Source organism: Streptomyces sp. NBC_00490 (genome assembly GCF_036013645.1).
GTDB classification, from domain to species: Bacteria; Actinomycetota; Actinomycetes; order Streptomycetales; family Streptomycetaceae; genus Streptomyces; species Streptomyces canus_F.
The window spans coordinates 3,944,225-3,963,716 of record NZ_CP107869.1 but is presented as its reverse complement, the minus strand read 5'-3'; the positions used below and the strand labels follow the sequence as shown (position 1 = coordinate 3,963,716).

The window sequence follows — 19,492 nt, the reverse complement described above, 5'->3', positions numbered from 1 at the left end:
ACGTTCGAGACACCACCCCTCGAACGAACGGAAGGACAGCCATGTCAGCCGACTGGGCCGTAGAGCTCCACGGAGTGCACCGCCGCTACGGCCGGGGCCGGACCGCCGTCCACGCCCTGCGCGGCATCGACCTGACCCTTGCGCCCCGCACGTTCACCGCGGTCATGGGCCCCTCCGGCTCCGGCAAGTCCACCTTCCTCCAGTGCGCGGCCGGCCTCGACCGCCCCACCTCCGGCACCGTCCGCCTCGGCGGCACGGAGATCACCGGCATGAAGGAGAACAAGCTCACCGCGCTGCGCCGCACCCGCCTCGGCTTCGTCTTCCAGGCGTTCAACCTGCTCCCGTCCCTCACGGTCGAGCAGAACGTGGCCCTCCCGACGCGTCTCGCCGGCCACCGCCCCGACCGCCGCCGCACCGCGGACGTCCTCGCCCAGGTCGGTCTCACCGACAAGGCCCGCCGCCGCCCCGGTCACCTCTCCGGCGGCCAGCAGCAGCGCGTCGCCATCGCCCGGGCCCTGGTCACCCGCCCCGACGTCGTCTTCGCGGACGAACCGACCGGAGCCCTGGACACCACCACGGCCGCCGAGATCCTCGGCCTGCTGCGCCGCGCGGTGGACGACCAGGGCGCGACCGTCGTGATGGTCACCCACGACCCCGCGGCGGCCGCCTGGGCGGACCGCGTCCTGTTCCTGGCCGACGGCGAGCTCGTCGACCACCTGGACCGCGGCACCGCCGACCGGATCGCCGCCCGTATGACGTCCCTCACCAGGCCCTACGAGGGAGCGGCAGCCTGATGTTCGCCCCCAACGGCCTCGCCCGCGCCGCCGTCCGCTTCCGGCCCTCCGCGTTCGTCGGCACCTTCGTCGCCCTCGCGATGGCCGCGCTGATCGTGTCGGCCTGCGGCATCCTGCTGGAGACGGGCATCCGCGCCGAGGTCCCGCCCGGCCGCTACGCGAACGCCCCGGTGGTGGCCGCCGCCGACCAGCGGGCCCACTACGGCAAGGGCGACAGCGCCGACAGCGAACCGCTCCCGGACCGCGCCCGCCTCGACGCCGCCCTCGTCACGAAGGCGGCCGAGGCGCCCGGCGCCCGCACAGCCGTGGCGGACGTCACCTTCCCGGTGACCGGACCCCGGAACACCGCCCTCACCGCCCACAACTGGTCCTCCACCGCCTTCACCGGCGAACACCTGACGGCGGGCCGTGCCCCGGGCGTCGGCGAAGTCGTCCTGAACCGGGCCGGCATAGGCGACCGGGTCACCCTGACCACCCCCGCCGGCACCCGCACCTACCGCGTCTCCGGCACCACGGACTCCGCGCAGGCCTGGTTCGCGGACACGGAAGCCCTACGACTCTCCGGGCACCCGGGCCGGATAGACGCCATCGCCGTGCTCCCGAAGCCCGGTGTCCCCACCGACACCCTTGCCGCCCAGGTGGCCCACGTCCTCGGCGGCAAGGCCAAGATCCACACCGGCGCCGGCCGGGGCGCTGTGCAGGACCCCAGCCTCGCCGAGGGCGAGGAGATCCTCATCGCCCTCGGCGCCTCCTTCGGCGGCACCGCCACGATGGTCGCCATGTTCACCGCGGCCGGCACCGTCGCCCTCGCCGTCGGCCAACGCGCCCGTGAGTTCGCCCTGTTGCGTGCCATCGGCACCAGCCCGCGCCAGATCCGCCGCACCATCGCCACGGAGGCCCTCCTGGTCGCCCCGCTCGCGGGCGTGACCGGCTGTGTGCCCGGAGTCGCCCTGGCCGCCTGGTGGTTCGGGCAGCTGCGGGACAGGGGAGGGGTGCCCCGGGCCGTCGAACTGTCCGTCTCCTGGATCCCGTTGGTCTCCGCGGTCGGCGCCGTGCTCATCGCCGCCCTGCTCGCCGGATACATGGCGGCCCACCGCAGTTCCCGCATCAAGCCGGGCCAGGCGCTCAGCGAGGCGTCCGTGGAGCGTCTGCGCTTCGGCTGGATCCGCACCCCGCTCGGTGTCGCCGCGGCGGCCGGCGGCTGTGTCTGCGCGGGCCTGGCGGCCTCGACGACGGGCGAGGACGCGGCCAACGCCGCGCTCGGCATCGTCATGCTGTTCATGCTGGCCGTGGCCCTGCTCGGGCCGCTGATCGCCCGCGCCTGCGCGGCCCTGTTCGGCCTCCCGCTGCGCGGCGCCTCCGCCTCCGCCGTGCTCGCCGCCGCCAACTCCCGTACCAACGCCCGTCGGCTGGCCTCCGCGATCACCCCGATCGTGCTCGCGATGGCGTTCTCCTCGGTGCTGCTCTTCCTGCACACCAGCGAGGACCATGTCACCGCCGAGCAGCAGCGCGACGGGATCACCGCCGACCACATCGTCACCGCCGAGGGTGCGGGCCTGGCCCCCGACGCCGTACGACGGGCCGAACGCGCTCCCGAAGTCACCTCCGCCGTGGGCCTGTTGAAGACCTCGGTGCTCGTCCCCGCCTCCGGCGGCGCGCTGGAGGAGGCCACCGCACAGGGCGTCACGGGCTCCGCACGCGGTCTGGCGGCCGTACAGAATCTGGACGTCAGGGACGGCCGGCTTTCCCTGGGACCCGGTGAGATCGCCGTGGACGCCTCCCTGGCCGACAACGCGGACGCCGAGGTCGGCGACCGCCTCCCGATCCGGCTGCCCGACGGCACGAAGGCCGCACCGCGGATCGTGGCGACGTACGGACGGGGCATGGGCCTGTCGCAGGTGACGATGGCCCGCACCGACCTCGCCGGTCACGTCACCTCCGCCTTCGACGCGGAACTGTGGACCAGGGGCGGTACGGGAGCCGGTCTGAAGGAGCTCGGCACGGTCCTGGCCCGCGCCGACTACACCACCGCCCAGTCCGTGGACCGCAAGCTCAACGCCTGGGCGAACAACGTCATGGCGGCCGTCCTCGGCGGCTTCGCGGCCGTCGCCGCCGGCAACACCCTGGTGATGACGGTCCTCGACCGCCGCCGCGAACTCGGCACCCTGCGCCTCATCGGCTCCACCCGCCGCCAGGTGCTCAACATGATCCGCTGGGAGGCACTCCTGGTCGCCCTCGCGGGCATCGTCCTCGGCACGGCCATCGCGCTCGCCACACTCGTCCCGATGATGAACGGACTGACCGGACAGGGCCCGTACATCCCACCGCTGGTGTACGGCTCACTCGTCGCGGCGATCCTCGCCCTGGGCCTGACCGCGGCCGGCCTTCCGGCCCGCGCTGCGCTGCGCGGGGAGACACTGGAGCCGTGACCGACGCACCGCGCACCCTGACCCCGACCGAGGTCGAAGCCCTCGCCCGCGCCGCCCACGAGGGCCAGACCGACAAGGCGGGCCGGCCCTACGCCGAACATCTCCGGGCGGTGGCCGAGGGGGTGCGTGCGCGGGGCGGCGACGCCGAGCAGATCGCGGCCGCCTGGCTGCACGACGCCGTCGAGGACGACGCGCTCTCCGCGCACTGGCTGGAGGAGGCCGCGCTGAGCCGTCGTACGAAGGACATCGTGCTCGCGGTCACCAAGCGGGCGGGGGAGCCGCCCGAGCCGTACGCGGGGCGCATCCTCGCCACTCCCGGCGCGCTGCTGGTGAAGGAGTCGGACCTGGCGCACAACGCCGACCCGGCGCGCCTGGCGGTCCTCGACGAGGAGACCCGGAAACGACTGACCGAGAAGTACGCGCGGATGCGCGCACTCCTCGGTCTGGGGTGAGGCAGGGGTCGTAGCGGCTAGACGAGAACCTTCTCGCGGCGCTCCTGCTTCTGGCGTTCCCGGGCCAGTTCGGCGGGGTCCTGCTTGAAGGCCCACGCCATCTTCGGCTCCATCGCGAACCGGAAGACCCGCTGCACGGGCTTGGTGCACAGCACGGTGACGACGGCGGCCGCGAGGACGCTCACGGCGATCTCGCCGAGCGGGTGGTGCAGCCAGGGGTGGTCGAACCAGCCCTGGTAGTCGCCGGCCTTCACCAGGAAGCCGTGCAGGAGGTAGCCGTACAGCGTGCCCGCGCCGAGGGCCGTGAACCACATGTTCCGGCGCGGCACCCAGGCGAAGAAGCAGGCGGTCAGCAGCAGCGAGCAGCCGAACATCGCGAGCACCATGACCGGTCCGGCCCACCACGGGGCGCCCAACTCCTGCGCGGAGTCCCGGTGGTAGAACCACGCGGTGTTCATGCGCGGCACCGCCCACCAGCCGACGGCGAGCGCGGCCGCGAAGACGGGCACCGCCACGATCCGCATCGTGCGGGTGCGCACCCGGTGGAAGTGCTCGGGCTTCATGCACAGGCCCAGCACGAAGTACGGCAGGAACTGCAGGATCCGCTGCAGGTCCAGGTCGTCACCGATCGACGGCGCGACGGACGCCAGCATCGCGAGGCCGAGCGCGAAGGGGAGCGGCCAGCGGACCGCCTTCAGGAGGGGGGTGATCATCCGCCAGACGAACAGGGCGCACAGGAACCAGGTCAGATACCAGGGGTCGAGCAGGCTGATGTCCTTGCCGGGGTCGTCGCCCGCCATGCGCTCGAACAGCACGTAGGCGGTCTCGAAGACGATGTAGGGCACGGCCACGCCGGTGATCAGCCGCCGCAGCCGGTCGGGGCGCATGTCGAAGCTGCGCGAGAAGAAGCCGGAGATGATGATGAACGCCGGCATGTGGAAGGAGTACACGACGGTGTACGCGGCTTCCAGGATGCGGCTGTCGCCCTTGAGCGGTTCCCAGGCGTGACCGACGGCCACCAGCACGATCGCCAGGTACTTGGCGTTGTCGAAGAACGCGTCGCGCTGCTTGCCGGCGGGCTTGGCCGGCTGTTCGTTCTGCTGTTTGAGGGGCGAGCGCGGACTCGGCACTCCTGATGCCGACGGCTGGGCAGGGGGGAGCGGCGCTCTGCCGCGTGCGGGGGACGAGGCAGCGTGGAACATCTGAGGCACCCTAGCGTTGTCTGTGGGATTTGGTAAAACCCGCCAGGTCATTCCTGGTTATTCGGTTCGGGTGCCCAGAAAATCGAGCCGTTGACGTTCGGTGAACGTGACGGCCAACACACTTGGCGGGGAGGGAATATGGTCACAGCAAGCGCCAACTTGGTGTGATTCATCCCGACTAAATAGGGCATAAGACCAGCAGGCGACTCCGGCGGAATGTCCGCTTCCTGTAGGCCCGGTGATTATTCGAATTACCTGCGAACAGGATGTGTGGAGAGCGAAACGATCGAGTCGAATTCTCTGGGCGGATGCACTCTCGAATTGATGTGCGGGGTACGGGAGATCGGTCGCGCGGCCGGACGGCGTCCCACAGTCCGGGCACAGGTGTGGTCAACGATGCATCACCTGCCGCATACAGCGGCTTGGTTGGTGGCACGATGGTTCTGGCGGGGGTGCGCGGGGCTGGCATCCCCGGGCCGGGAGAGCGGACCGACCGAGGGTGTGATCTGTTGTGGCCATTTCGCTGTCAGTGGTACTGCTGTTGGCGATCATCTTGGTGGTGTTGATCCGTGGCGGATCCCTCAAGGCCGGACCTGCCGTCGTGGCCGTGCTGTTCGGCTTCTTTCTCGCCTCGACGGGCATGGCCGACGACATCCAGCGCTTCCTCAACTCGATAGCGGAGACCATCAACTCGATCCAGTTCTGACCCCGTTGACCCGTGAAGCTAGGCTGATCCGTCCGGTCACGGGGGCCGGAGAGGGCTACAGGGGGGCCTACGGGGATGGTGCTGCGCGACTCGGACCCGGCGGAGGCGGGCGGTTACCGCATCGAGGACCGTCTGGGCAGCGGCGGCATGGGCGTGGTCTACCTCGCCCGCTCCGCCTCCGGCCGGCGTCTCGCGGTCAAGGTGGTGCACGGTCAGTACGCGGACGACGACGAGTTCCGTGCCCGGTTCCGCCGTGAGGTGGCCGCCGCCCGTCAGGTCAGCGGCGCCTTCACGGCCCCTGTCGTGGACGCGGACGCCGACGCGCCGCGCCCCTGGATGGCCACGCTCTACATACCGGGTGCGGACCTCGGCCGCCACATACGCGACCACGGCCCGCTGCCGCTTCCCCGGCTCCGTGAACTCGCCGCGGGCCTGGCGGAGGCCATCCGCGACATCCACCGCGCGGGCGTGGTCCACCGCGACCTGAAGCCGGCCAATGTGATGCTCGCCGACGACGGCCCCCGCGTCATCGACTTCGGTATCTCCCGCGCCACCGAGTTCGCCGCCTCCGACGTCCTCACCCAGACCGGCCGCGTGATGGGCACCCCGCCCTTCATGTCCCCGGAACAGTTCTCCGCTCCCCAGGACGTGGGCCCGGCGGCCGACATCTTCTCGCTGGGCGCGGTGGTCGCGTTCGCCGCCTCGGGCCGGGGCCCCTTCGACAGCCCGAGCCCCTACGAGACGGCGATCCGCGTGGTCGAGGGCGACCCCGAACTCGACGACGTCCCGGCCGAGTTGCTCCCCTTCGTCCGCCTCTGTCTGGAGAAGGAGCCCAAGTCCCGCCCCACGGCGGACGAGTTGCTGCGGCTGCTGAGGAACGGCGACTGGCCGGCCCCCGGACCCACGGACGACACCCCGACCGCGGTCGACGCGGGCAAGCTCCGCCGCCCCCGCCGCAGACGCCTCTGGCTGGCCGCCGCGGCAGGCGCCCTGGCCCTCGCGGCGGCGGCCACCACGACCGTCGCCCTCACCGGTGACGACCCGGCCTCCCCGGGCAACCTGCCGGCCGGCTGGGAGGAATGGCGCAAGCAGGCGAAGGAGCCGAGCCTCGACAAGGATCCGATAGGCGCAGGCGCCCCCTTCAACCGCTGCGTCGCCGCCGGCGGCACATCCCTGGTCTGCGCGGGCGACGAGATCCTCGCCACCCGCTTCGCCCTGGCGGACGGCCGCAACACCTGGAGCCTGCCCATCGACGGGACGGCGGACGACGTCGGCAGCAGCAGCAGCTCCGGCGGGGGCACGATCATCGGCACCCGCGACGGCCGTGTGTACGCCTACGGCGCCGACGACCGGGCCGTCGGCGGCGACGACGGGTCCACCGCGACCCGCTACACGGTCCAGTCCCTGGACGCCGGGACCGGCAAGGTGATCTGGAAGACGGTCACCGGCGACGGCGAGGAGGCCGCGGAGCCCTCCAGCGACCAGGGCGCCTCCGTCGCCGTACCCGAAGGCGTGATCACCCTCTACGGCAAGCGGGGGGACCAGTTCGCCCTGCTCGACGCCGACGACGGCACGGTCCGCTGGAAGCAGAAGATCCCCAAGCCCAACGAACAGATCTGCCTGCTGCGCAGCGCGGCCCGGCAGGCGTACCTGGTCTGCCAGAAGTGGAACGACGACACCGCCGGCGACACGCACATCGCGCAGCTCGACCCGGCCACCGGCCGGGCCCGCTGGACCATCGACGTCGCGGGCGACAAGGACATCGTCGGGCAGGCCGACGGACGCCTGATCGTGCTCGGCACGACCGGCGCGCACCGGACGATGACCCTGATCAACGCCGCGTCCCACGTCCTGACGACCGTACGGCTGTCCGCGACCCAGCCGGAGGGCTCGACCCCCACCGTGCTGCGCGGCCGGCTCTACTTCACGCTCGCCAGCGGCGGTGTCCGCGCGGTCGACCCGCAGAGCGGCAGACAGCTCTGGGAGAGCGACTCCGGAGTGGAACAGGCGGGCCCGCCCACCGCCTCGGCCACCCGCCTCTACCTCTCCTCCATCAGCGGCCGCCTGGCCGTCCTCGACCTGGCCACCGGCGCCGTCGAAGCCACCCTCGGAGGCCGCGACGACAGCGGCACCGTCGACTTCCCCGACATGGTCGCCCCACCGGTCCTCGTAGGCGACGCCCTCTATGTGGCGTACGGCATCCGGTCGGCTTACACCGTGGACGTACGCACCCTCTGACCGCACGACACGCAAAGGGCCCGGTTCCGAGGAACCGGGCCCTTTGCCGTACAGAGCGGGCGACGGGAATCGAACCCGCGTAGCTAGTTTGGAAGACTAGGGCTCTACCATTGAGCTACGCCCGCACAGGACGCGCCGCAGGTCAGATGACCGCGGCACAGAAGGCATCGTAGCGGGTCGGGGCCCCTCGCCGCACACCCCGTAAATGCGGCGGCCCCACTGCCTGCGGGCATGTACCCTACGTGTCGCACCAGACGGGGTGTGGCGCAGCTTGGTAGCGCGTCCGCTTTGGGAGCGGAAGGCCGTGGGTTCAAATCCCGCCACCCCGACCATGTGACCGGCCATTGGCGGCCACCTTCGCGATCACCTGGCTTGATCGCCTTTTGGGGCGTGTAGCCGCTGCGGTTACTATGCAAGCTGCGCGCCCGTGTGTCTCTCGTCTGATGGTCCTCAGGGCGGCTAATCCGCCGGAGCCGTTCTGGCCCCGGCAGAATCCAAGAAGTCAGCCACAAGGAGACCGAACCGTGAAGAGCGCCGTGGAGACCCTGAACCCGACTCGGGTTCGGCTCACTGTCGAGGTGCCCTTCGAGGAGCTCAAGGACAGCCTCGACGCGGCGTACAAGAAGATCAACCAGCAGGTCACGGTGAAGGGCTTCCGTAAGGGCAAGATCCCGGCCCGTGTCATCGACCAGCGGTTCGGTCGTGGTGCAGTGCTGGAGGAGGCCGTCAACGACGCGCTTCCGAAGTTCTACACCGAAGCGGTCAACGAGGCCGAGCTTGACGTCCTGGGCCAGCCCGAGGTCGACATCACCGAGCTGAAGGACGGCGACACGCTGAACTTCACCGCCGAGGTCGACATCCGCCCGTCCCTGGAGCTCCCCGAGGACTTCTCCTCCATCGAGGTCGAGGTCGACGCCGTCGAGGTGAGCGAAGAGGACATCGAGAAGTCGGTGGAGCAGCTCCGTGAGCGCTTCGCCTCCACCTCCCCGGTCGAGCGCGCCGCCGAGGACGGCGACGTCGTCACGATCGACCTGGAGGCCAAGGTCGACGGAGAGGTGCTCGAGGACGGCATCGCCAGCGGTGTCTCGTACACCATCGGCTCCGGCGAGCTCCTCGAGGGCATCGACGACGCCGTGAAGGGCCTGGAGGCCGGTGGCGAGGCCACCTTCACCTCCGAGCTCAAGGGCGGCTCCGCGGCCGGCAAGGAGTCCGAGGTCACCGTCAAGGTCACCCAGGTCGCCGCCCGCGAACTGCCCGAGCTGGACGACGAGTTCGCGCAGCTCGCCTCCGAGTTCGACACCCTCGAGGAGCTCAGGGCCGACAGCCGCAAGCGCCTCGAGAACATGAAGCAGTACGACCAGGCCACGCAGGCCCAGGAGCGCGTCCTGGAGAAGCTGCTCGAGCTGGTCGAGGTCCCGGTCCCCGAGAAGCTGCTCGAGGACGAGGTCAACACCCGTAAGCACAACCTCGAGCACCACCAGCTCGGCCAGATGGGCCTCGACCTCGAGAAGTACCTCGAGATCCAGGGCAAGACGGTCGAGGAGTTCGAGGCCGAGACCAAGGACGCCGCGGTCAAGGGCATCAAGACCCAGTTCGTCCTCGACGAGCTGGTCAAGCGCGAGAAGCTGAACGTCAACCAGGAGGAGCTCACCGAGCACCTCATGCGGCGCGCCGCTTCCTCGGGCATGTCCCCCGACCAGTTCGCCCAGGCGGTCGTCGAGGGCGGCCAGGTTCCGCTCCTGGTCGGCGAGGTCGCCCGCGGCAAGGCCCTGGCCGTCGTGGTCGAGGCCGCCACGGTGAAGGACACCAACGGCGAGGTCATCGACCTGGACGACGAGGACGAGGTCGAGCCGGCCGCCGACGTCGCCGCCGAGGCCACGGAGGCGGACGCCACGGACGCCGACGCGGAGAAGACCGAGGGCTGAGCCCACGGCGCCTAGCAGGCTGTAGGGCGGGCTCCGGGTCACTCATGACCCGGGGCCCGTTTTCCTACCCGGGGGCGCGGGGAGCTGCGCGACAAGCCCCGTACGACCCTCAGCCGGTCACGCGCAGCACAGCCACGGCGAGTAGGCAATGGCCCACCCGCCGAAGGCATCCCGCGCTACGCCCCCGGCGAACAGCCCCCTTTGCGGGATTCCCCGAAGGGACCAGCGCGTTAGGGTCCATGAATACGAGGGGAGTGGAGTCCCGAGCGGCTCCAGCCCCGCAGGGAACACGCAGGGAACACGTGAAGACGGCCCGGCGCCGTCGTAAGACGAGCAGGTGGATACGTGACGAATCTGATGCCCTCCGCCGCCGGCGAGCCTTCCATCGGTGGTGGCCTCGGCGACCAGGTCTACAACCGGCTGCTTGGCGAGCGGATCATCTTCCTCGGCCAGCCGGTCGACGACGACATCGCGAACAAGATCACCGCACAGCTGCTGCTCCTTGCCGCGGACCCGGACAAGGACATCTACCTCTACATCAACAGCCCGGGCGGTTCGATCACGGCCGGTATGGCGATCTACGACACCATGCAGTACATCAAGAACGACGTGGTGACGATCGCCATGGGCCTCGCCGCCTCCATGGGCCAGTTCCTGCTCAGCGCCGGCACCCCCGGCAAGCGCTTCGCGCTGCCGAACGCCGAGATCCTGATCCACCAGCCGTCCGCCGGCCTCGCCGGTTCGGCCTCGGACATCAAGATCCACGCCGAGCGGCTGCTGCACACCAAGAAGCGCATGGCGGAGCTGACCTCCCAGCACACCGGTCAGTCGTTCGAGGAGATCACCCGCGCCTCCGACCGCGACCGCTGGTTCGACGCCGAGGAGGCCAAGGAGTACGGCCTCATCGACGAGGTCATCACCACGGCCGCCAACATGCCGGGCGGCGGCGGCACCGGGGCCTGAGACCCCCCTGCAAGCCCCTTAGCCGACCGCCTCAGCCTCTAGGAGACAGAAAGTGAACGACCACCCCGGCAGCGGCCTGTACGACCGCACGCGCGCCGAGTACACGGGCCCCTCCGCGGAGTCCCGCTACGTCATCCCGCGCTTCGTCGAGCGCACCTCGCAGGGCGTTCGTGAGTACGACCCGTACGCGAAGCTGTTCGAAGAGCGCGTGATCTTCCTCGGCGTCCAGATCGACGACGCCTCCGCCAACGACGTCATGGCGCAGCTGCTGTGCCTGGAGTCGATGGACCCGGACCGTGACATCTCGGTCTACATCAACAGCCCCGGCGGCTCCTTCACCGCGCTGACGGCGATCTACGACACGATGCAGTTCGTGAAGCCGGACGTCCAGACGGTCTGCATGGGGCAGGCGGCCTCCGCCGCGGCCATCCTGCTGGCCGCCGGTACGCCGGGCAAGCGCATGGCGCTGCCGAACGCGCGTGTGCTGATCCACCAGCCCTACAGCGAGACCGGTCGCGGTCAGGTCTCCGACCTGGAGATCGCCGCCAACGAAATCCTCCGGATGCGCGCGCAGCTGGAGGAGATGCTGGCCAAGCACTCGACCACGCCGATCGAGAAGATCCGCGAGGACATCGAGCGCGACAAGATCCTCACGGCCGAGGAGGCGCTCTCCTACGGTCTGATCGACCAGATCATCTCCACTCGGAAGATGAACAACGCAGCCGTCCGCTAGTCGGAGGCTGTATTGTCTGCCGCCCCTTGGTCCGGTTCGTGTGCTTTGACACGCTGCACGTCAAAGTGAACCGCGCCAAGGGGGGCCCGAACGGGGGGCCCGGCAAGGTACCGTCGGAATAAGGCAGCACCAGGAGCCGCTGGACCTAGGCGTCTCCCAGGCGAAGGGGAAGCACACCGTGGCACGCATCGGTGACGGCGGCGATCTGCTCAAGTGCTCGTTCTGCGGCAAGAGCCAGAAGCAGGTCAAGAAGCTCATCGCAGGGCCTGGTGTGTACATCTGCGACGAGTGCATCGATCTCTGCAACGAGATCATCGAGGAAGAGCTCGCGGAGACGAGCGAGGTGCGCTGGGAGGAACTCCCCAAGCCTCGTGAGATCTACGAGTTCCTCGAGGGCTATGTGGTGGGCCAGGAGCAGGCCAAGAAGGCGCTCTCCGTGGCGGTCTACAACCACTACAAGCGCGTCCAGGCCGGCGAGAACGGCGGCGGAAGCGGCCGTGACGACGCGATCGAGTTGGCGAAGTCCAACATCCTCCTGCTGGGCCCGACGGGCTCCGGCAAGACGCTGCTGGCCCAGACCCTCGCCCGCATGCTGAACGTCCCGTTCGCGATCGCCGACGCAACGGCGCTCACGGAGGCGGGGTACGTCGGCGAGGATGTCGAGAACATCCTTCTGAAGCTCATTCAGGCGGCGGACTACGACGTCAAGAAGGCCGAGACCGGGATCATCTACATCGATGAGATCGACAAGGTCGCGAGGAAGAGTGAAAACCCCTCGATCACCCGGGATGTGAGCGGCGAGGGCGTCCAGCAGGCGCTGCTCAAGATCCTCGAGGGCACGACGGCCTCGGTCCCGCCCCAGGGCGGACGCAAGCACCCGCACCAGGAGTTCATCCAGATCGACACGACGAACGTCCTGTTCATCGTGGGCGGTGCCTTCGCGGGCTTGGAGAAGCTCATCGAGTCCCGCGCCGGCGCCAAGGGCATCGGCTTCGGCGCGACGATCCGCTCGAAGCGCGAGCTGGAGGCCAAGGACCAGTTCGAGGACGTCATGCCCGAGGACCTGGTCAAGTTCGGCATGATCCCCGAGTTCATCGGCCGCCTCCCGGTGATCACCTCGGTCCACAACCTGGACCGCGAGGCCCTGCTCCAGATCCTGGTCGAGCCGCGCAACGCGCTGGTGAAGCAGTACCAGCGCCTCTTCGAACTCGACGGTGTGGAGCTGGACTTCGAGCGCGAGGCGCTGGAAGCCATCGCCGACCAGGCCATCCTCCGCCAGACCGGCGCGCGAGGCCTGCGCGCCATCATGGAGGAAGTCCTCCAGGGCGTCATGTACGAGATCCCGTCCCGCAAGGACGTGGCCCGCGTCGTCATCACGGCAGACGTCGTCCACTCCAACGTCAACCCCACCCTCATCCCCCGCGACGCCCGCAACGGCCGGGGCCCGGGAGAGGCGAAGACGGCGTAACAGCCGCGGTACACACGGACGAACGAAGGGGCCCCGGTCAACCGACCGGGGCCCCTTCGCAGTTCAGCGACGTCAGGCCTTGACGCGGACTTCCTTGCGGAGCTTCGCCGTCATCTCGGCGGCCTCCGCGGGGGCCGTGGCCTTGCCGGCGGCGATGTCCGAGTACTCCATGGGCATCACGAAGCCGAGCGTGCTGTGGTCACCCCAGACGCAGTACGTGACCTTCATCTCCTTGGCCATGCCGGCCGTCGTCTCGTCGGAGTTGTCGATCTTGGCGCCCTGGCACTTCAGGATCGCGCCCTCCAGCGAACTGGGCTTGTACTCCTTCGCGTTGCCCTCGAAGGTGACGTTCTCCTCGCCGGCGTCCTTCTTCATGAAGGCGAAGAAGCCGTCGACGGCCTTCTCGGGGTCGTCGATGGTGCCGTAGACGCCGCCGAACGTCAGCATCTTGCCGCCCAATGGGTTGCTCTCGTCCGCGACCTCGTAGTTGGCGCTGACGTCCTTGGCACCCTTGACACCCCACGACTCGGCGTCCTTGAGGTCTTCCTTGGTCATGCTGTCGCTGTCGCCGTCGGACTTCTTGTACTCGGTGAGTACGGTGCCCGGAGTCGTCAGCTTGTGCGCCCCGTCGTCCGCGATGTCCGACCCGTCTCCGCCGCCACCCCCGCCGCCGAGGGCGAAGGCCGCGCCCACGGCGATTACGGCTACGACTGCCACCGAGCCGAGGATGATGGCCAGCTTCTTCTTGCCGCCGCCGCCCGGAACCGGCGGCATCGGGGTGGTGTAGGGCTGCTGACCGTACGGCTGCTGGCCGTAGGGCGGGGTCTGCGGCGGGACGCCGCCCTGCTGCTGCGGGTAGCTGTACCCCGGCTGCTGGGGCTGAGCGGGCTGCTGGGGGTAGCCGTAGCCGGGCTGGGGGGCCTGCGGCGGCTGCTGGCCGTACGGGCCCGGCTGACCGTACGGACCGGGCTGCTGGGGCTGCCCGCCGTACGGGCCCGGCTGGTTGTGACTCATTACTGGGTTCCCCTCCAGATGCTTATGCGTTCCGAACATCCTGGCGCAGGCACCGGCGATGCATTGCATCGGGGGGCCTCACCGTTACAGAACAAAGCCGTTCGGGACAGGGTTGCGACGGCTCAGGTGCCGCTTCTCGGCTGGGACCGACATGCCGTTGTCCTAGCGCTGATGCTGGGTCAGCTGTCCGAGACGCCCTGTCAGCAGGAGAGATCGCGCCTGTCAGAGTCCCTGATATCCAGTGGTGACGCAGGAACCAAGCTTTGTGTCGCCCTCAAAAACGGCTGCCTCATGCCATATCAGCCGGATACCGCCTGAATCCGTCGCCGTTGTCGACCATGTGTCAGACGTTCCCGCACCTGAGTAAACGGCATGCCAGGGCCAAGCGTGGTCCGAGCCGTCACTTCGTCTCGTCACCAATCTCACTCTGACGTGGTGACCGTCGGCTCGGGTGTCGCGGACGGCCAAATGCACGTCCTCCAGGTGGGTCCGACTCGTGGGTGTCTCTTCACCTGCTCCGCGAGCGCCGACGACGGGTCCTGACAGGCCGTCGAGATAGATCGCATTGCACTCTCTGTTGGGCCCGGCCTGGGCCGGTGTGGTTGTCGCCAAGAGGGTGGCTGCCGCAAGGCTCGCTACTACGATCCAGTGCCGCTTCATGTTGCTCCTCATGCGATGTCGTGAAGGTTCAGGCTTCTCGTGAGTGTGCTCAGCGTAATGGGTTTATGGCGTGTTCATGCCTATATTCGCTGCCGAGTCGCTGTCGTACTCAGGACACGCTGCACTCCTCGGGGCTTGGGCCCGCCTGTGCGAAACGAGTTACTCGCCACGCCCGCGACACCCCTAAACTGACCCCGTGACCGAGAACGCTCAGCAGCAGCCATCAGCGCCCGACACCGAACTGCCGACCCAGTACGCGCCGGCCGACGTAGAGGGCCCGCTGTACGAGCGCTGGGTGGAGCGGGGTTACTTCGAGGCGGACGAGAAGAGCGACAAGCCGCCGTACACCATCGTCATCCCGCCGCCGAACGTCACCGGCAGCCTGCACCTCGGGCACGCCTTCGAGCACACCCTCATCGACGCCCTCACGCGCCGCAAGCGCATGCAGGGCTTCGAGACGCTGTGGCAGCCCGGCATGGACCACGCCGGCATCGCCACCCAGAACGTCGTCGAGCGCGAGCTGGGCAAGGAAGGCAAGTCCCGGCACGACCTCGGCCGTGAGGCCTTCGTCGAGCGGGTCTGGCAGTGGAAGGGCGAGTCCGGCGGGCAGATCTCCGGGCAGATGCGTCGCCTCGGCGACGCCGTCGCCTGGTCGCGTGAGCGCTTCACGATGGACGAGGGGCTGTCGCAGGCCGTCCAGACCATCTTCAAGCGGCTCTACGACGACGAGCTGATCTACCGCGCCGAGCGCATCATCAACTGGTGCCCCCGCTGTCTGACCGCGATCTCCGACATCGAGGTCGAGTACCAGGACGACGACGGCGAACTCGTCTCCATCAAGTACGGCGAGGGCGACGAGACACTCGTCGTCGCCACCACCCGCGCCGAGACCATGCTCGGTGACACGGCCGTCGCCGTTCACCCGGACGACGAGCGCTACAAGCACCTCGTCGGCAAGCTCATCAAGCTGCCGCTCACCGAGCGCTCCATCCCCGTCGTCGCCGACACCCACGTCGACCCCGAGTTCGGCACCGGCGCGGTCAAGGTCACCCCGGCCCACGACCCGAACGACTTCGAGATCGGCCAGCGCCACGACCTGCCGGCCATCACGATCATGGACGAGCACGCCGTGATCACGGCCCACGGCCCCTTCCAGGGCCAGGACCGCCTGGAGGCCCGTTCCGCCATCGTCGCCGCCCTGCGCGCCGAGGGCCGGATCGTCGCCGAGAAGCGGCCCTACGTCCACTCCGTCGGCCACTGCTCGCGCTGCAAGACCACCATCGAGCCGCGGCTGTCCATGCAGTGGTGGGTCAAGGTCGGCCCGCTCGCGAAGGCCGCCGGTGACGCGGTCCGTGACGGCCGCGTCAAGATCCACCCGCAGGAGATGGAGAAGCGGTACTTCGACTGGGTCGACAACCTCCACGACTGGTGCATCTCGCGGCAGTTGTGGTGGGGCCACCGCATCCCCGTCTGGTACGGCCCGGACGGCGAGGTCGTCTGTGTCGGACCCGACGAGGAGCCGCCCACCGGTGAGGGCTGGCGTCAGGACACCGATGTCCTCGACACCTGGTTCTCCTCCGGCCTGTGGCCCTTCTCGACCCTCGGCTGGCCCGAACAGACCGAGTCGCTCGCGAAGTTCTACCCGAACTCCGTCCTGGTCACCGGCTACGACATCCTCTTCTTCTGGGTCGCCCGGATGATGATGTTCGGCCTGTACGCGATGGACGGCACCCCGCCGTTCCACACCATCGCCCTGCACGGCATGGTCCGCGACCAGTTCGGCAAGAAGATGTCGAAGTCCTTCGGCAACGCGGTCAACCCGCTGGACTGGATGGACAAGTACGGCAGCGACGCCCTGCGCTTCACCCTCGCCCGCGGCGCCAACCCCGGCGTCGACGTCCCGATCGGCGAGGACTGGGTCCAGGGATCGCGCAACTTCGCCAACAAGATCTGGAACGCCACGCGCTTCGCGCTGATGAACGGCGCGACGGTGGACGGACCCCTGCCGGACGAGTCGGCGATGTCGGCGACGGACCGCTGGATCCTGTCCCGCCTCAACTCCGTCGTCGCCGAAGTCGACGCGCTCTACGAGGACTACCAGTTCGCGAAGCTCTCCGACGCCCTCTTCCACTTCGCGTGGGACGAGGTCTTCGACTGGTACGTCGAGCTCTCCAAGACGACGTTCCAGGCGGGCGGCGAGCCGGCCGAGGTCAGCAAGCGGGTCCTGGGCGAGGTTCTCGACGTCACCCTCAGGCTGCTGCACCCGGTGGTCCCGTTCGTCACGGAGACCCTCTGGACCACCCTCACGGGCGGCGAGTCGGTCGTCATCGCGGACTGGCCCACGGACAGCGGCTTCCGTGACACGGCCGCCGAGAAGGAGATCGAGACCCTCCAGTCCGTCATCACCGAGGTCCGCCGCTTCCGCGCCGACCAGGGTCTCCAGCCCGGCCAGCGCGTTCCGGCCCGCCTGACCCTCGACGGCACGGCTCTGGCGCCCCACGAGGCCGCCATCCGCCAGCTCCTCCGCCTCCAGCCGGAGGGCGACGCCTTCACCGCCACGGCGACCCTCCCGGTCCCCGGCGCCGAGGTCGCCCTCGACCTCTCCGGCACCATCGACGTCGCGGCGGAGCGCAAGCGCCTCGCCAAGGACCTCGCGGCCGCCGAGAAGGAAAAGGCCCAGGCCACCGCCAAGCTCGGCAACGAGGCGTTCCTGGCCAAGGCCCCGGACAACGTGGTGGACAAGATCCGCGGCCGCCTGGCAAAGGCGGACGAGGACATCACCCGCATCCAGTCCCAGCTCGACCGCCTGCCGCAGGCGTAGGGATTCCACGGTGCTGAAGGCCTCCGGAACTGTTTGGTTCCGGGGGCCTTCACTCGCTTAGGGGCGCGGGGCTGTATCGATGTGCGGCTCCGCCGCGTGTGCGCGACCAGCCACGACGCACCCGCACCCGCCGCACAAGACCAGCCACCCCACTCCATAGGCACTCTCTACCGCCCCCTCCGTAGACTGACCCCGTGAGTGACAGCGACCCCTTCGACGAGATCATCGACGCCGAGACAGACCGCGACCCCGACCTCGCGGTCATCGAGGCCGGCAGCCGCACCCTGCGCACCCAGGGAGGCCCGCCGGAGGCCGACGTGCCGACGCGCCCCCAGGACCCCGAGGTCGACAAGGCGCTTCGCGAGGTCGAGGCGGAACTCGCCACGCGCTGGGGCGAGACCAAGCTCGAGCCCTCCGTCAGCCGTATCGCCGCGCTCATGGACGTCCTGGGCGAGCCGCAGCGGTCGTACCCCTCGATCCACATCACCGGGACGAACGGCAAGACCTCCACCGCCCGCATGATCGAGGCCCTCCTCGGCGCCTTCGAACTGCGCACCGGCAGGTACACCAGCCCCCATGTGCAGTCGGTCACCGAGCGCATCAGCCTCGACGGGGCGCCGATCTCCGCCGAGCGCTTCATCGAGACGTACGAGGACATCAAGCCGTACATCGAGATGGTGGACGCGCAGCAGGAGTACCGGCTGTCGTTCTTCGAGGTGCTGACCGGCATGGCGTACGCCGCCTTCGCCGACGCGCCCGTGGACGTGGCCGTCGTCGAGGTCGGGATGGGCGGCACCTGGGACGCGACCAACGTCATCGACGGTGACGTCGCCGTCGTGACCCCCATCGACCTGGACCACACCGACCGGCTCGGCGAGACTCCCGGCGAGATCGCCAAGGAGAAGGCCGGCGTCGTCAAGCAGGACGCGACCGTCATCCTGGCGCAGCAGCCGGTCGACGCCGCGCAGGTGCTGCTGAAGAAGGCCGTCGAGGTCGACGCCACCGTGGCCCGTGAGGGGCTGGAGTTCGGGGTCGTGGCGCGGCAGGTGGCCGTCGGCGGACAGCTGATCACCCTGCGCGGACTCGGCGGGGAGTACGAGGAGGTCTACCTCCCGCTGCACGGTGCCTACCAGGCGCACAACGCCGCTGTGGCGCTCGCCGCCGTCGAGGGTTTCTTCGGTGTCGGCTCGCAGCGGCCCGAGCCGCTCGACATCGACACCGTCCGCAAGGCGTTCGCGGCCGTGACCTCGCCGGGGCGGCTGGAGATCGTCCGGCGCTCTCCCACCGTCGTGCTGGACGCCGCGCACAACCCGGCGGGCGCCCGGGCCACCGCCGAGGCGATCGGTGAGGCCTTCGACTTCAGCCGGCTGATCGGTGTGGTCGGGGCCAGTGGCGACAAGAACGTACGAGGTCTCCTGGAGGCCTTCGAGCCGGTCTTCGCGGAGGTCGTGATCACCCAGAACTCCAGTCACCGCGCCATGGACGCCGACGAGTTGGCCGCGATCGCCGTCGAGGTGTTCGGCGAGGAGCGGGTACAGGTCGAGCCGCGGCTGCCGGACGCGCTGGAGGCCGCGATCACCCTGTCCGAGGAGGAGGGCGAGTTCGCGGGCGCCGGTGTGCTCGTGACCGGTTCCGTCATCACCGTCGGCGAGGCCCGGCTGCTGCTGGGGAAGGGCTGAATCCCAAGAATGCGTACTCTCTGTTCCTCGACCCTGATCGGCGAGTTCTTCATCATCGGCTTCGCCGGTCTGGTCGCGATGAAGGACGACGACCTGTCCACGGCCACGGTGTGGACGGTCAGCGGCATCGCCATGTTCCTGTGTCTGGCGCTGTGCGGTGTGATCACCCGGCCGGGTGGCGTCGCGCTCGGCTGGGTCCTGCAGATCGCCCTCATCGCCTCCGGGTTCGCGGTGCCGACGATGTTCTTCCTGGGCGTGGTCTTCGCGGCGCTGTGGTGGGCCTCGGTGCACTACGGGCGGAAGGTCGACGAGGCGAAGGCGAGGTTCGCCGCGCAGGCCGACTCCACTACACCTGACGCTGCGTGACCGACGGGCGGACACGCCGGGTAACCTCATCACTCCGCACAC

14 protein-coding genes and 2 tRNA genes are annotated in these 19,492 nt (G+C 69.3%); 13 read left to right on the top strand and 3 right to left on the bottom strand.

Annotated elements, in window-relative coordinates; all coding sequences use genetic code 11:
* The first annotated feature begins 41 nt into the window (after window positions 1-41).
* From OG381_RS17900 to OG381_RS17890, 3 genes are read left to right on the top strand one after another with little or no spacing between them, the layout of a single operon-like run.
* Complete coding sequence (locus OG381_RS17900) at window positions 42-794, top strand: ABC transporter ATP-binding protein (RefSeq protein WP_327717090.1); 753 nt, start codon at window positions 42-44, stop codon at window positions 792-794.
* Window positions 794-3,223 (top strand): ABC transporter permease, encoded by a 2,430-nt coding sequence (locus OG381_RS17895; RefSeq protein ID WP_327717089.1) that lies wholly within the window; start codon window positions 794-796, stop codon window positions 3,221-3,223. The genes OG381_RS17900 and OG381_RS17895 overlap by 1 nt, the downstream gene beginning before the upstream one ends.
* Window positions 3,220-3,675, top strand: a complete 456-nt coding sequence (locus tag OG381_RS17890) for an HD domain-containing protein (RefSeq protein ID WP_327717088.1) — start codon at window positions 3,220-3,222, stop codon at window positions 3,673-3,675. Before OG381_RS17895 ends, OG381_RS17890 begins: the two co-directional genes overlap by 4 nt.
* Window positions 3,676-3,692: 17 nt before the next feature.
* On the opposite strand, the gene OG381_RS17885 is transcribed toward OG381_RS17890, so the two are convergent.
* Window positions 3,693-4,805 carry an acyltransferase family protein gene (locus tag OG381_RS17885; RefSeq protein WP_327717087.1) on the bottom strand — a complete coding sequence of 371 codons (1,113 nt, stop codon included), beginning with the start codon at window positions 4,803-4,805 and terminating at the stop codon, window positions 3,693-3,695.
* Between the two features lie 583 nt (window positions 4,806-5,388).
* On the opposite strand from OG381_RS17885, the gene OG381_RS17880 reads away from it, so the two are divergent.
* Together OG381_RS17880 and OG381_RS17875 are read left to right on the top strand one after the other, a co-directional pair.
* Window positions 5,389-5,583, top strand: a complete 195-nt coding sequence (locus tag OG381_RS17880; RefSeq protein ID WP_030044846.1) for a hypothetical protein — start codon at window positions 5,389-5,391, stop codon at window positions 5,581-5,583.
* 75 nt (window positions 5,584-5,658) lie between these two features.
* Window positions 5,659-7,821, top strand: a complete 2,163-nt coding sequence (locus tag OG381_RS17875; protein WP_327717086.1) for a serine/threonine-protein kinase — start codon at window positions 5,659-5,661, stop codon at window positions 7,819-7,821.
* Window positions 7,822-7,875: 54 nt separating this feature from the next.
* Here the strand turns inward: OG381_RS17875 and OG381_RS17870 are convergent.
* A tRNA-Gly gene (locus tag OG381_RS17870) sits at window positions 7,876-7,946 on the bottom strand.
* A 130-nt stretch (window positions 7,947-8,076) separates the two neighbouring features.
* Here OG381_RS17870 and OG381_RS17865 point away from each other — a divergent pair.
* The 5 genes from OG381_RS17865 to clpX all read left to right on the top strand — a co-directional run bounded on the left by OG381_RS17865 (window position 8,077) and on the right by clpX (window position 12,910).
* Window positions 8,077-8,153: transfer RNA gene (locus OG381_RS17865), tRNA-Pro, on the top strand.
* 192 nt (window positions 8,154-8,345) lie between these two features.
* Window positions 8,346-9,746: a trigger factor gene (gene tig / locus OG381_RS17860; RefSeq protein WP_327717085.1), complete on the top strand. Its 1,401-nt coding sequence runs from the start codon at window positions 8,346-8,348 to the stop codon at window positions 9,744-9,746.
* 357 nt (window positions 9,747-10,103) lie between these two features.
* On the top strand, window positions 10,104-10,709 hold the full coding sequence (locus tag OG381_RS17855) for an ATP-dependent Clp protease proteolytic subunit (RefSeq protein ID WP_327722488.1): 606 nt from the start codon (window positions 10,104-10,106) through the stop codon (window positions 10,707-10,709).
* Window positions 10,710-10,761: 52 nt separating this feature from the next.
* A complete protein-coding gene (locus OG381_RS17850) occupies window positions 10,762-11,442 on the top strand; it encodes an ATP-dependent Clp protease proteolytic subunit (protein WP_327717084.1) in 681 nt (226 codons plus the stop codon).
* A 178-nt stretch (window positions 11,443-11,620) separates the two neighbouring features.
* Complete coding sequence (gene clpX, locus OG381_RS17845; RefSeq protein ID WP_307030666.1) at window positions 11,621-12,910, top strand: ATP-dependent Clp protease ATP-binding subunit ClpX; 1,290 nt, start codon at window positions 11,621-11,623, stop codon at window positions 12,908-12,910.
* Window positions 12,911-12,982: 72 nt separating this feature from the next.
* Here the strand turns inward: clpX and OG381_RS17840 are convergent, their stop codons facing one another.
* Entirely contained in the window at window positions 12,983-13,924 is a 942-nt protein-coding gene (locus OG381_RS17840) for a hypothetical protein (RefSeq protein ID WP_327717083.1), read from the bottom strand.
* Window positions 13,925-14,780: 856 nt separating this feature from the next.
* Here OG381_RS17840 and OG381_RS17835 point away from each other — a divergent pair.
* From OG381_RS17835 to OG381_RS17825, 3 genes are all read left to right on the top strand, one after another.
* Window positions 14,781-17,405 carry a valine--tRNA ligase gene (locus tag OG381_RS17835; protein ID WP_327717082.1) on the top strand — a complete coding sequence of 875 codons (2,625 nt, stop codon included), beginning with the start codon at window positions 14,781-14,783 and terminating at the stop codon, window positions 17,403-17,405.
* Between the two features lie 194 nt (window positions 17,406-17,599).
* The gene (gene folC, locus OG381_RS17830) at window positions 17,600-19,084 is read left to right on the top strand and encodes a bifunctional tetrahydrofolate synthase/dihydrofolate synthase (protein ID WP_327717081.1); all 1,485 of its coding nucleotides are present in this window, start codon (window positions 17,600-17,602) and stop codon (window positions 19,082-19,084) included.
* A gap of 9 nt (window positions 19,085-19,093) precedes the next feature.
* A complete protein-coding gene (locus OG381_RS17825) occupies window positions 19,094-19,450 on the top strand; it encodes a DUF4233 domain-containing protein (RefSeq protein ID WP_327717080.1) in 357 nt (118 codons plus the stop codon).
* Window positions 19,451-19,492 lie beyond the last annotated feature (42 nt).